Source organism: Streptomyces sp. cg35 (genome assembly GCF_050410835.1).
In the GTDB taxonomy this organism is placed as follows: domain Bacteria; phylum Actinomycetota; class Actinomycetes; order Streptomycetales; family Streptomycetaceae; genus Streptomyces.
In genome coordinates this window covers 4,144,293-4,157,244 of the sequence record NZ_CP191268.1, presented here as the reverse complement: position 1 = coordinate 4,157,244, position 12,952 = coordinate 4,144,293, and the positions used below count along the sequence as shown (strand labels likewise).

Annotated in this window: 10 protein-coding genes and 1 tRNA gene; 6 read left to right on the top strand and 5 right to left on the bottom strand. The window is 71.8% G+C overall.

Annotated features, from left to right (window positions below; translation table 11 throughout):
- Positions 1-84 precede the first annotated feature (84 nt).
- The 3 genes from ACQUQD_RS18790 to ACQUQD_RS18780 all read left to right on the top strand — a co-directional run bounded on the left by ACQUQD_RS18790 (position 85) and on the right by ACQUQD_RS18780 (position 3,265).
- On the top strand, positions 85-1,662 hold the full coding sequence (locus ACQUQD_RS18790; protein WP_428953262.1) for an alpha/beta hydrolase: 1,578 nt from the start codon (positions 85-87) through the stop codon (positions 1,660-1,662).
- A gap of 124 nt (positions 1,663-1,786) precedes the next feature.
- Positions 1,787-1,860 (top strand) — tRNA-Thr (locus ACQUQD_RS18785).
- Between the two features lie 109 nt (positions 1,861-1,969).
- Entirely contained in the window at positions 1,970-3,265 is a 1,296-nt protein-coding gene (locus tag ACQUQD_RS18780; RefSeq protein WP_428953261.1) for a DUF1015 family protein, read from the top strand.
- Between the two features lie 53 nt (positions 3,266-3,318).
- Here ACQUQD_RS18780 and ACQUQD_RS18775 read toward each other — a convergent pair whose 3' ends face one another.
- The 5 genes from ACQUQD_RS18775 to ACQUQD_RS18755 form a co-directional block, all read right to left on the bottom strand.
- Positions 3,319-5,082 carry a fatty acyl-AMP ligase gene (locus ACQUQD_RS18775; protein ID WP_428953260.1) on the bottom strand — a complete coding sequence of 588 codons (1,764 nt, stop codon included), beginning with the start codon at positions 5,080-5,082 and terminating at the stop codon, positions 3,319-3,321.
- A gap of 47 nt (positions 5,083-5,129) precedes the next feature.
- On the bottom strand, positions 5,130-6,518 hold the full coding sequence (locus ACQUQD_RS18770) for a condensation domain-containing protein (protein WP_428953259.1): 1,389 nt from the start codon (positions 6,516-6,518) through the stop codon (positions 5,130-5,132).
- Entirely contained in the window at positions 6,518-6,814 is a 297-nt protein-coding gene (locus ACQUQD_RS18765) for an acyl carrier protein (protein WP_428953258.1), read from the bottom strand. Before ACQUQD_RS18765 ends, ACQUQD_RS18770 begins: the two co-directional genes overlap by 1 nt.
- A 94-nt stretch (positions 6,815-6,908) precedes the next feature.
- Complete coding sequence (locus ACQUQD_RS18760; protein WP_428953257.1) at positions 6,909-8,624, bottom strand: acyl-CoA dehydrogenase; 1,716 nt, start codon at positions 8,622-8,624, stop codon at positions 6,909-6,911.
- Positions 8,621-10,456 carry an acyl-CoA dehydrogenase family protein gene (locus ACQUQD_RS18755; RefSeq protein WP_428953256.1) on the bottom strand — a complete coding sequence of 612 codons (1,836 nt, stop codon included), beginning with the start codon at positions 10,454-10,456 and terminating at the stop codon, positions 8,621-8,623. Before ACQUQD_RS18755 ends, ACQUQD_RS18760 begins: the two co-directional genes overlap by 4 nt.
- A gap of 197 nt (positions 10,457-10,653) precedes the next feature.
- Between ACQUQD_RS18755 and sbnA the strand changes: the two genes are divergently transcribed.
- From sbnA to ACQUQD_RS18740, 3 genes are read left to right on the top strand one after another with little or no spacing between them, the layout of a single operon-like run.
- Positions 10,654-11,637, top strand: a complete 984-nt coding sequence (gene sbnA / locus ACQUQD_RS18750; protein WP_428953255.1) for a 2,3-diaminopropionate biosynthesis protein SbnA — start codon at positions 10,654-10,656, stop codon at positions 11,635-11,637.
- An 8-nt stretch (positions 11,638-11,645) separates the two neighbouring features.
- The gene (gene sbnB, locus ACQUQD_RS18745; RefSeq protein WP_428953254.1) at positions 11,646-12,635 is read left to right on the top strand and encodes a 2,3-diaminopropionate biosynthesis protein SbnB; all 990 of its coding nucleotides are present in this window, start codon (positions 11,646-11,648) and stop codon (positions 12,633-12,635) included.
- 46 nt (positions 12,636-12,681) lie between these two features.
- Positions 12,682-12,894, top strand: coding sequence for an MbtH family protein (locus tag ACQUQD_RS18740; RefSeq protein WP_428953253.1), 213 nt, complete (start codon positions 12,682-12,684; stop codon positions 12,892-12,894).
- Positions 12,895-12,952: the final 58 nt, after the last annotated feature.

Below are 12,952 nucleotides of genomic sequence, written 5' to 3'. Positions count from 1 at the left end.
GCGGGGCGCCGCCGCCGGGCGGGGCTGTCACGCGAGGGACCGACAGAAAGTGACCATGTGCGCGCGGAGCGTTACGCTCGCCGGATGTACTCCAGGCGCCACCCCTCCACCGCCCGCCGCCGGACCGTCCTTCTCGCCGCCGCCACCGGACTGCTGCTGACCGGCATCTCCGCCTGTTCGCCGGGGAGTTCGGGCACCGCGGACGCCTCGCTCGCCGCGCTGCCCAGTTCCGACCAGACCAGGCTCAGCGCCTACTACGACCAGAGCCCGAAGTGGCGTGAGTGCGGCGCCCCCGGCTTCGAGTGCGCCACCCTCAAGGCGCCGCTCGACTATGACAAGCCGTCCGCCGGCGACATCGACCTCGCCGTCTCCCGCAAGAAGGCCACGGGCAAGGGCAAGCACCTCGGCTCGCTCCTGGTCAACCCGGGCGGCCCCGGCGGCTCCGCGATCGGCTACCTCCAGGCGTACGCGGGCATCGGCTACCCGCAGAAGGTCCGCGCCGGCTACGACATGGTCGCCGTCGACCCGCGCGGCGTCGCCCGCAGCGCGCCCGTCACCTGCCTCGACGGCAAGCAGATGGACGCCTACACGCAGACCGACGTCACCCCCGACGACACCGGCGAGCAGAAGCAACTCGGCGCCGCGTTCCAGAAGTTCGCGACCGGCTGCGAGACGCACGACAAGACGTCGAAGCGGGTCCTGCCGCACGTCTCCACCGTCGAGGCGGCCCGCGACATGGACCTCGTGCGCGCGGCCCTCGGCGACGAGAAGCTGAACTACGTCGGCGCCTCCTACGGCACGTTCCTCGGCGCGACGTACGCGGGCCTGTTCCCCGAGCGGGTGGGCCGGCTCGTCCTCGACGGGGCGATGGACCCGTCGCTGTCCGCGCAGGAACTGAACCGGCAGCAGACCGCCGGGTTCGAGACGGCGTTCCGGTCCTTCGCGAAGGACTGCGTCGGCCGCTCCGACTGCCCGCTCGGCACCGGCACCCCGGACGAGGCGGGCACCCGCCTCAAGGACTTCTTCACCACCCTCGACCGCACGCCCCTCGGCACCGGCGACCCCGACGGCCGCAAGCTCGGCGAGGCGCTCGCCACCACCGGCGTGATCGCCGCGATGTACGACGAGGGGGCCTGGCCGCAACTGCGCGAGGCGCTCACCGCCGCGATGAAGAAGAAGGACGGCGCGGGCCTGCTCGCCCTCTCCGACAGCTACTACGAGCGCGACCCCGACGGCACGTACTCGAACCTGATGTTCGCCAACGCCGCCGTGAACTGCCTCGACCAGCCGCCGGCGTTCACCTCGTCGAAGGAGGTCGAGGACGCGCTGCCCTCCTTCGAGAAGGCGTCCCCGGTCTTCGGCGCGGGCCTCGCGTGGTCCTCACTGAACTGCGCCCACTGGCCGGTGCGGCCGACCGGCGAACCGCACCGCATCACCGCCGACGGCGCCGCCCCCATCGTCGTGGTCGGCACCACCCGCGACCCGGCCACCCCCTACCCGTGGGCCCAGGCCCTCGCCGGCCAGCTCTCCTCCGGCCGCCTGCTCACCTACGACGGTGACGGCCACACGGCGTACGGCCGCGGCAGCGACTGCATCGACGGGGCGATCGACACCTACCTGCTCACCGGCACCCCGCCCGCGGACGGAAAGCGCTGTTCGTAGCGGTGAGCCCCTGGTCAGCCCCGGTCGGCCCCGCTCTTCCCCGGTCAAAAAGGGTGGGCGGAGCACCCCCGGGGAGCGTGTAGGATTGGCGACGTTGCTGACGCACTCCGGTGCGCGCGGCGGCGCCGCCTTAGCTCAGATGGCCAGAGCAACGCACTCGTAATGCGTAGGTCTCGGGTTCGAATCCCGAAGGCGGCTCTTCTTGAAACCCCAGGTCAAGCAGGACTGACCTGGGGTTTCTGCGTGATGCGGAGCGCGCCTCAGTGCCTGAAATCGAGGTGAAAGAGCGGCTTTCTACGCTGCGGCCATGAATTTCACGGCTCCTGTGCCGGCCCCCGTCCGGGGCGGACTTCAGCTTCATCCGTTTCGTGGGCTGCGCTATGTACCGGAGCGGGCCGGCAGTGTCGGAGCGCTCGCCGCGGTCACCGCCGACGGGGTGGCGGACACGGAGCCGGGCGATCCGTTCCACATCGTGCGGCTGATCCTGCCGCGCGGGCGGACCCCCGCCGACCGCACCGCGCACGTCGTGCGCACCCTGGCCGACTGGCTGTCACAGGGGGTCATCGCCGCCGATCCCGAGCCCGCGCTGTACGTGTGCGAGCAGCGCGGCGCCGGCTTCGTGCAGTGCGGGATCGTCGGTGCGCTGCGGCTGCCGCGGCACGGGGAGGACGTGGTGCTGCCGCACGAGGACGTGTTCGAGCACGTCGTCGAGGACCGGGCCGGTGTGCTGCGGGCCACTGCCGCCCAGTTGGAGCCGATGCTGCTCGCCTACCAGGGGGACGACGGACCGTACGGGGCGGGCGGTGTCATCGAGCGCACCGTGCGGCGGCCCGCGCTCGTCACCGCCGTGATGGAGGACGGGGTGCGGCACCGGCTCTGGGCGGTGACGGATCCGGTGGAGCTGGCGCGGATCGACGCCGATCTCGGCCGGCGGCAGGCGATGATCGTGGACGGGCACCACCGGTGGGCCACGTATCTGCGGCTGCGGGACGAGGCGGGCGACAGCAGCGGGCGGGAGCCCGGGGGCTGGGACTTCGGGCTGGCGCTGCTCGTGGACACCCGGCGCTATCCGTTCCGGGTGCGGGCCATCCACCGGGTGCTGCGGCGGCTGCCGGTGGCACGGGCGCTGGCCGCCGTCGAGGGCGCGTTCCGGGTCCGGGAGGTGCGGGGCGAACTGCCGTCCGCGCTGGATGCGTTGGCCGGCGCTGCCCGGGAGGGCGGGAACGCGCTGCTGCTGACCGGGGCCGGACCCCGCGTGTTCCATCTGCTGGACCGGCCCGATCCCGCGCTGCTCGCGCGGACCGTGCCAACTGACCGGCCGGCTGCCTGGCGGGAGCTGGACGCCACCGTGCTGCACACCACGCTGCTCGACCACGTGTGGGAGGTGCCCGACGAGCCCGACGAGATCGCCTACGTCCATGACGCGCGGGCCGCGGTCGCGCAGGCGCACCGGGAGGGCGGCACGGCCGTGCTGATGCGGCCGGTCGGCGAGCGGACCGTCCGGGAGCTGGCCGGGGTCGGCGTGCGGATGCCGCGCAAGTCGACGTCCTTCGGTCCCAAGCCCGCCACCGGACTCGTCATGCGCAGCCTCGACCTGTCCTGAGCGCGGTGCGCCGGAACACGAGGGGCGCCTCGTCGTGAGGCGCCCCTCGCGCGTCACGCGGCCTGCGCACCGTCCAGGTGGCGGCTCACGAGCCCGCCGTCCAGGAACTGGGCGCGCATCGCCGCCCGCTGGATCTTGCCGCTGGTGGTGCGCAGCACCGCGCCGCGCCTGACCAGCGCCACGGCCGCGGGCCTGACACTGAAGTCACGGGCGATGCCGCCCTTGATCCGGGCGGCCAGGCGGGGGAGTTCGTCGGCGCCGACCGAGCCGCGCACCTCGTGCACGACCACGAGCTGCTCCTCCGTACCGCCGTCACCGGTGGCGACCGGGACGGCGAACGCGGCGCCGAACAGGCCCACCAGCTCCGGGTGCTGCCGGCGCAGCCCGTGCTCCACGTCCTGCGGATAGATGTTGCGGCCGCGCAGGATCAGCACCTCCTTGATGCGGCCGGTGACGTAGATCTCGCCGTCGTGCAGGGTGCCCAGGTCGCCGGTCCGCACGTAGCCGGCGTCCCCGTCCAGCGTGCTGACGCCGAACGTCTCGCGGGTGGCGTCCGCACGGCCCCAGTAGCCCTGCGCGACGCTGGACCCGCGCAGCCAGATCTCGCCGATCCGGCCGTGCGGCAGCGCCTCGCGGGTGGCCGGGTCGACGATCCGTACGGCGTACTCCTGGGCCGTGCCGCAGCTGACCACGTCGCGGCCGGGCCGGCCCTCGCCCACCGGGTGGAACTCGTGCCGCTCCAGACGGGACTCGTCGATGCGGGTGACGGCGAGCTCGCGCGGTCCGGTGCCCGAGATGAACACGGTCGCCTCGGCCATGCCGTAGCAGGGCGCCATGGTGTCGCTGCGGAACCCGGCCGGCGCGAAGCGCTTGGCGAACGCGGCGAGGGTGGAGGCCTGGACCGGCTCCGAGCCGTTGGCCGCGTACCGCCAGTGGGACAGGTCGAGTTCGGCGAGCTGCTCGTCCGTGATCTGCCGGGCGCACAGCTCGTAGGCGAAGTTGGGGGCGGCGGACCAGTTGATCCGGTACTTGTCGATCATCCGCAGCCACCAGTGCGGCCGCTTCAGGAAGGTCGTCGGGCTCATCAGGACGCACGAGCCGCCGAGCAGCAGCGGCGGCAGCAGGATCGCGAGCAGCCCCATGTCGTGGTACTGCGGGATCCATGAGCCGAACCGGGTGGTGCGGTCCAGGCCGAACGCGGTACTGAGCGCCGCCGAGTTGTGCAGCAGGTTGCCGTGATCGACCATGACGCCCTTGGGGTCCGAGGTGGATCCCGAGGTGTACTGGAGCAGGGCCAGCGTGTCCTGGTCGACGGCGGGCACCCGCCAGGCCTCGGCGTGCGCGTCGGTGAAGTCGGGGCCGTCGGTGACGGCGCAGACGATCTCGCGGCCCGGGTCGGAGGTCGCCCAGTCCAGGACGCTCGCGGCGACGGCCTCGCTGGTGAGGACGGCGGCGACGGTCGCGTTCTCGACGATGGAGTCCACCCGGCGGCGCTGGTGGCTGTACTGGCCGGGCAGCGAGGACGGGACGGCGACCATGCCCGCGTAGAGGCAGCCGACGAACGCGGCCGCGAACTGCAGGCTCTCCGGGTACAGGAGCAGCACCCGGTCACCGGGCGCGTACCGCTCCTGGAGCCAGCCCGCTATCCTGCGGGCCTCGTGGTCGAGTCTGGCGTACGACCATGTCTCGTCGCCGTCGGGCGAGTTGGGGTCCCGTACGAAGATCACCGCCGGGTCGTCCGGGGTGACATGGGCGTTCGTGCGGATGCGGGCCGTGGCGCTGCGGGCCTGCAGGAGCGTGTGGTCGTCCTTGAGCATGGGGTCCCCAGAGGTAGGCGGGAAGCGGGTGTGGGTGGCGGGCGCGGTCACCAGTCGGATGCCTGGCCCAGCGCCAGCAGGTCGTCCAGGTCGTCGGCCCGGACCAGTGCCGCGGTGGCCACCGGGGCGTCCGGATCGTCGACGGCCGCGGTGAGCAACTGCACGTAGGAATCGAGAAGCCGGCGGATGGTCGACTCGTCGAACAGGTCGGTGGCATAGCGGAACACTGCGGTCAGCGCGGACTCGCTCTGCCGCATCTCCACGTTGATGTCGAACTGGCCCTCCAGCTGCGGTACGTCGATGAGCGCGACGCGCAGACCGGCGTACTCGGTGTCCGTGCCCAGGGCCGCCGCCTCGGTGACCCGCATCAGGAGCGGCTCCAGGCGGCCGGGGGCGACCATCGTGAACACCATCCGCACGGGCGGGTTCCGACCGTTGTAGGGTTCCTCGCCGGCGAGCAGGGCGTACGGGTAGCCGATGTGCTTCATGGCCCGCATCACCTGGCGCTGCGCCGTGTTCGCGGCCTGCCCGAAGGTCGTCGTGTCGGTGAAGTGGGCGGGCAGCACCAGGGTGTTGACGAGGTAGCCGACGACCTCGCGCATGCCGGGGCCGCTGCGGGTGGTCGTCGGGCAGCCGATGAGGAAGTCCCGCTGACCGCTGTAGCGGTGCACCAGGGACTGGAAGACGCCGAGCGTCAGGGCGAACGGGGTGACGCCCGCCCGCCTGGCCGCCTCGCGCAGGCGCGGCAGCAGCTCGTCGGGGAGCCGGGCCTCGCAGGTGGCGCCGTTGAAGACGGCCGGCGGGCGCGGGGCGCGCGGCCGGTCGGAGGGGAGTTCGGCGGCGGAGGCGTCCGCGCAGAACTCCTCCCAGAACGCGACCAGCTGGTCCCGGCGGGTGCCGCCGAGGAGCTCCTGCTCGCCCCGCACGTAGGCGTCGTAGCCGCGGGCCAGGGGCGGCGGTGCGGTGTCCGTCGCGTAGGCGTCGAGCAGGTCCTGGAGCAGCAGCCACTGGGAGGTGGCGTCGGTGACGATGTGGTGGGTGGAGACGACGATCACGTGGTCGTCGGGGGCGATGCGCAGCAGCAGCGCCCGGCAGGTGCCCTCGTCGGTCAGGTCGAAGGGGGTGTCGCCGAACTCCTTGACGTACTTCTCCAGTCGGCTGTTCCCGGTGACGCCCGGAACCTCCCGGACCTGGAGCTGCACCAGGTCCGGGAGGCCGATCACCCGCTGCGGGCCCGCGGCGGTCTCGGTGAAGGTGGAGCGCAGCACGTCGTGCCGTTCCACCACCGCGCGCAGCGCGCGCCGCAGCCGTGCCTCGTCCAGGCCGCCGCGCACCCGCAGGGCGGCCTGGACGTTGTAGGCGGGGCTGTCGGGCGCCATCCGGTACAGGAACCAGAGCGCTTCCTGCCCGATGGAGAGGGCTCGGTCCTGGGCCATCACCGAGCGGCGAGTTCGGAGTGGATGTGCGCGGTGAGCGCGTCGATCGTGGGGTGGTCCCAGGCGAGCGTGGCCTCGACGAGGATGCCGAACTCGTCCTCCACGTCACCGCAGAGCGTGAGGGCGTACACGGAGTCGAGGCCTATCTCGACGAGCAGGTCGTCCGTGGCGATGTCCTGCGGCTTGACGTCGAGGAAGTAGGCGACGCGCTCGATCAGCCAGGTACGGACGGTCTCGACGGTCGCGGTGTCGGTCGTGGCGGTGCCGGTGGTGGTGTCGGTGCCGGAGGTGGCCATGAGGAGGCTCCTGGTGATGTGAAGGGTGTGGAAATTGGTGGGGTAGGGCTTCTGGTCCGGATACGGATACGGGTCGGGGTACGCGGGGGCGCGGTCAGGCCCGCGCCAGCCGCGAACGGTCGAGGTCGTAGCCCGCACGCTGTTCCTCCCTCGCGGTCAGTTCGGCGAACAGCCGGTGTTCCACCGCGTCGGGCAGGGCGCCCACGTCGTGGCCCAGGCGCGCGGCGATCCGGGCGAGGGCGCCGGTCAGCCAGGCGTCGTCGCGCAGGAACGCGTCGACGCTGTGCTGGTTGTGCCGCCATACGCCGATGCACGCGGCGGCCATCGACAGATGCGCGTACCGGTCGGCCAGCGCGAAGCCGGAGCGGCCCGCGACCACCGAGTGCTCGCTCGGCGGCAGGGCCCGGCAGCGCCGGCCGAGGTCGGCGAGGTCGTCCGCGAGCAGCGCGGTGATCCGGGCGGCGGCCGGGGGCAGCGCCGCGACGGCGGCGGGGCTGTGGAGCAGGGCGGTGAGCTGGTCGGCGCCGCGTGAGGTGAGTTCGAGGGCCTGGTAGTCGATGTCGTCGAGCGGCGCGGACAGGTCGAAGAGCGCGGCCGGCGGCAGCTCGGCCGTGCCCCAGCTGGCGGCGGCGAGCCGGGGCAGCTGGGGCAGCGTCGTGGCCTGGCAGACGGCGGCGTTGGCGTGCGCGAAGGTGATGGCGGGCAGATCGCGGAAGAACTTCTGGAAGATGCCGTAACGGCCGTCGCGCCAGTACGAGTTCGCGCCGAGCAGGGTGCCCAGGGTGTGCGACGTCCTGTGCAGGACCTTGGGCACCACGTACTTGTTGACCGCGGTGACGACGCTGGTCTGGCCGGGCAGGACGTGCAGGGCGCGGCACGCCACGGTCGACATGCAGTCGGCCGCGAGCAGGTCCAGGAAGGCGCCGACCAGGGTGGCCCTGGCGTGCGGCAGGTCGGCGACCCGGCGGCCGTACAGGGCACGGTCGAGGGCGAAGCGGGTCACCGTGCGCAGCTGGGTGTCGGCGGTGCCGACCATCATGCCGGGGAGCACGGCGCGGGTGGTCTGGAAGGCGCGCAGGACGGTCTCCATCGCGCTGCCGACCGGACCGACGGGCGCGTCGGCGGGGACGGCGAGGTCGGTGAAGTCGGCGCCGCCGATGAGACATCCGCGCAGTCCGACCGTGGGAAAGCGGTAGTCCCTGCGGAGCTGGTCGGCGGGGGCGTCCGTGAGGTCCACCCACAGGTGGGAGTGGCTGCGGTTGCCGGGGCCCGCGCCGGTGCGGGCGAGCAGCACCACGGCGTCGGCCCGGCCCAGGTTGTTGACGATCTGCTTGCGGCCGTTGACCAGGTACCGGCTGCCGTCGGCGGTCAAGGTGGCGGTGAGGTCGGTGCGGGTGAAGTCGTTGCCGTGGGGCAGTTCGTTGTAGCCCGCCGCGGTCTTGCCGCCGGCCAGCAGGATCTGCGCCATCCGCTTCTGCTGGACGTCGCTGCCCGCCGTCCACATGGCGGAGCCGGAGATGTAGTTGGTGAAGCCGTAGCCGAGGGCCAGGGTGGGGTCGCGGCGGGAGACCGTACGCATCATGCGCATCAGGCGGTCGATCCGGCCGAGACGTCCGCCGTGCCGCCGGGGCACGTACTCCGCGTTGAACCCGTAGGCGTCCAGGGCGGCTTCACCGGCCGGCAGGATCTCGGCGCGCTCGTCGGCGGCGAGGACGGCGGCGTACCCCAGCGGGTTGTCCGGGTCGTGGGCGTCGCCGAGCGCTCTTTCCAGGACGTCGGGGCCGCCGGGAACGGCGTTCTGCTCGGTCATGACGCCTCCTGGGCGGGGGAGCCGGCGGGCCCGGTCGCGGTGCCGGTCTCCGACTCGGCGAGCGGGAAGGGCAGCAGGGAGAACATCTCGCCGCTCTCGTACTGGTCGACGAGCAGCGGCATCAGCCGGTCGAGCACCGCGGAGCCGTCGGTGCCGTCCTCGGGCAGCGTGCCGGACGTCAGCCGCTCGGCGAGGCGGCTGAGGCAGGCCTCCAGCCACAGGCCGTCCCGCCACAGGCCGGCGGTCGCGGTGGTGCCGGCGGTGACGGTGTTCCGGTTGCGCAGCCACACCTGGACGCAGGCCGCCGCGGCGGAACACAGGGTGTAGCGGTGCGCCAGGTCGAAGGCCGCGGCGGGCACCTCGCGCGGGCTCGGCCGGTGGGCGGCCATCTGCTCGTGCGTGGTGTCGCTGATCCGCAGGAGGTGCTCGGCGACGGCCAGGAGGCTCTCGGGGGCCTCGCCCGCGGCCGTGAGCTCCCGCAGTTCCACCAGGCTCCGGGGCAGGGACGCCGCGACGCTGTTGCCGGTGCGCGAGGTCAGCACCAGCCGGGCCGGGTCGAAGGCCGGTATGTCCGCGTCGAGCGCGGCCGCGGCGGCCAGGCCCTCGGTGTCGGTGCGTCCGGCCCGGTAGCCGCGGGCGAGGGCGGCGAACTGGTTGATCAGGGCGTTCAGGTTGACCAGCGTGTTGCCGTCGAAGATGCCGACGATCCGGTGGTCGCGCTCCAGCTTGGGAAAGAGGCCGTGCGCGAACTCCTCGCTGAGGAAGGAGCGGGCGCCGAGGAACTGGCCCATCGCGGAGATCAGTTCGTCCGCGGTGGTCGGCACCAGGTACTTCACCGCGGCCGACGAGACGCTCATCTCCTCGGTGAGGGTGTGCACACCCCGCGAGGCGACCAGGGTGACGGCCTCCATGGCGAGCAGATCGGCGTAGGCCTCGGTGAGGGCGCGGTGCGCCTGCGGCAGATCGATCAGCCGCTTGCCGTACAGCCGGTGCTCCAGGCCGAATTCGGTGGCGATGCGCAGCGCCCGGTCGCCGGCGCCGAGCGAGAGCGCCGCGCAGATCGTGCGGGTGATCTGCAGGCTGCGCAGGACGGTCTCGATGCCCTCGCCCTCCTCGCCGATCAGCGCGGAGGCGGGCACGACGGCGCCGTCGAAGGCGATGCCGCTGATGTCGGCGCCGCGGATGCCGTGCGTCCTCGCCGCCGGAAGACAGGTGTAACTGCCCTCTTCCAGCTGGGACTTGTCGGCGAGGAGCAGGCTGTAGCCGCGGGTGCCGCCCGCCGGGGAGGTCCTGGCGAGGACGCAGACCAGGTCGCTGCGGGTGGCGTTGTTGATGAGCCACTTCTCGCCGTCGAGCCGGTACCCGCCGTCCACGGGGGTCGCGGTCAGCTCGCCGGAGAGCAGATCACTGCCATGAGCCCGCTCGGTCAGGCCCCAGGAGACGACGGCACCGGACGCGACCCGCGCCCCCAACTCCGCCGCCTGGTCGGCCGATCCGCCCACCCAGGTGCTCACCGCGCCCAGATACGTCTTGGTGTGCGCGATCGCCACGGTCAGATCGCGCCGGGCCACCACCCGCACCAGCTGGAGCAGATCCTCATAGCTGTGCAGGGCGCCGCCGTGCCGGGCGGGGACGTAGTGCGCGGGCAGGTCCAGCGCGTCGAGCCTGCGCACCGCTTCCGCGGGGAACGCCTCCGCGGCGTCGAGTTCGCGCAGCCGGGCCGCGAAGAACGGCAGGTCCCTGCGGGCGGGATGGCCCAGGGCCCGGTCGAAGCCGCCGGCCCGGTCGTACGGCGCGTACCGCCGCGGGGGTGCGAGTTGAGGTTCCGTCACGACTCCACCTGAATCTGAGAATGCGAGCACTCCGGGATTTCTGAATGGCCCCAGTCTTGGTCACCGGACAGAGCGCTGTCGCAGGATCTCGGTGTCAGGATGCTGCGGCTGCATCTGCCTGCCAGCGCTGAACCCGTTACCTCCTCCAAAGGCGAACTAGTGTCTCCACTGCACGCCTAACAGGTGGAAGGGAATCCATGCCGAAAACATTTGATTCGGGGATTCTGGGGACGATCGGCAAGACGCCTCTGGTGAAACTGGAGAGAGTGTTCCCCGGGGAGCACTCACAATTCTTTGCCAAGATCGAGCGGTTCAACCCAGGTGGCAGCATCAAGGACCGAAGCGGCCTCAACATGCTTCTCGAGGCGCTGCGCACCGGCAAGATAACGCCGGGGCGTTCGGTGGTCGTGGAATCGAGCTCAGGAAATCTGGCGGTCGGCCTCGCGCAGATCTGCCGGTACTTCGATCTGCGGTTCATCTGTGTGGTCGACGCCAAGACCACGGAGCAGAACCTGGCCATCATGCGGGCCTACGGGGCCGAGGTCGAGGTGGTCGACAAGCGGGATCCGGCGACCGGCGAGTTCCTGCCGGTGCGGCTGCGCAGGGTGCGCGAGCTCGTGGCGAGCATCCCGCACGCGTACTCGCCCGACCAGTACGCGAACCTGTCCAATCCGCAGGCGCACGAGCGGACGATGCGGGAGATCGTGGAGGCGCTCGACGGGCGGCTCGACTACCTCTTCTGCTCGGTCAGCACCTTCGGCACGCTGCGCGGCTGCGCGGACCACCTCCGCAAGGAGGGGCTGCGCACCAAGGTCGTGGCGGTCGACGCGCAGGGCAGCGCCATCTTCGGCCAGCTGCCCACCCGGCGGCTCATCCCCGGCCACGGCGCCTCCGTCGTGCCGGCCCTGATGGACCCGTCCGCGGCCGACGAGGTGGTGCATGTCTCCGACCTCGACTGTGTGGTGGCCTGCCGCCGCCTGGTGGCCCGCGAGGCGATCCTGGCCGGCGGTTCGTCCGGGGCGACACTCGCCGCGGCGGAGCGGATGCTGCCGCGCATTCCGGCCGGTTCGGTCAGCGCGCTGATATTCCCCGACGGCGGCGACCGCTATCTCAACACCGTCTATTCCGACGACTGGGTGCACGAACACTTCGGTGAAGTGTCGCATCTGTGGAAGGACTGAAACGCCCGATGCTCGTACTGCGCAAGGCAGACGTAGAGAAGATGCTCAGCGGAAGGGAGAAGGAACACATAGAACTGGTCAGGCAGACCTATGCACTGCACGACCGGGGCGCCACCGCCGTTCCGCACTCCATCTTCCTGCGCTTTCCCGACCAGCCCGCGAACCGCATCATCGGACTCCCGTCCTATCGCGGCGGCGAGAGCCCGGCCGCGGGACTCAAGTGGATTTCCTCGTTCCCCGCGAACATTCACTCCGGAATCCCGCGCGCCAGTGCCGTGATGGTGCTCAATTCGCTGCGCACCGGACACCCCGAGGCGCTGCTCGAAGCGTCTTTGATCTCGGCCGCGCGGACCGCGGCCAGCGCGGCCCTCGCCGCCGACATGCTCACCGAGGGGCGCCGTCCGAAGGGCGTCTCCCTCATCGGCTGCGGCGTCATCAACCTGGAGATCCTGCGCTATCTGAAGGCCGCGATCGACACGCTCGGCGAGGTGACGGTCCACGACACCTCGCGGGCCCGTGCCGAGGAGTTCGCCCGCGCCTGCAAGGAGATCCTGCCGGACGCCACGATCCAGCTCGCCGACAGCCTCGACGACGCCCTGGCCGCCCAGCGGCTCGTCTCGTTCGCCACGAACGCGGGCGAGCCGCACGCGGACCTCACGGCCGCCGAGCCCGGCACCGTGGTCCTGCACATCTCGCTGCGGGACATCGACCCGCTCTCCATCAACGGCGCGCACAACATCGTCGACGACGCGGACCACGTGTGCCGCGAGCGCACGTCGCTGCACCTGACCGAGCAGATCACCGGCGGCCGCGCCTTCATCGACGCGTCGATCGGCCAGCTCATCAACGGCACGGTCGCGTTCACGCCCGACCCGGACAAGGTCACCGTCTACTCGCCGTTCGGCCTCGGCGTCCTCGACCTGGCCCTCGCCGTCGACGTGCAGGCCGGCGCCCGCGAGCTCGGCATCGGCGTGGAGGTCACGGACTTCCTGTCCTGACCCGGCCCCCTTCCGTCATCCCTTCCGTACGTCTCCGAGGAGAACCATGTCCAGCCAGTCCGCCACCCCCGCCCAGCGCGTCGTCCTGAACGCCGAGGAGCAGTACTCGATCTGGCCCGCCGACCGTGAACTGCCCGCGGGGTGGACCGCCGAGGGCACCGAGGGCACCCGCGAGGAGTGCCTGGCCCGCATCAACGAGGTGTGGACCGACATGCGTCCGCTGAGCCTGCGCCGCCGCATGGAGGGCGCCGCTGCCTGAACCCCCGTCGCCTGAACGGCATGTCCACGCACCGTCCAGTACGTCAGGTCATTGAAGG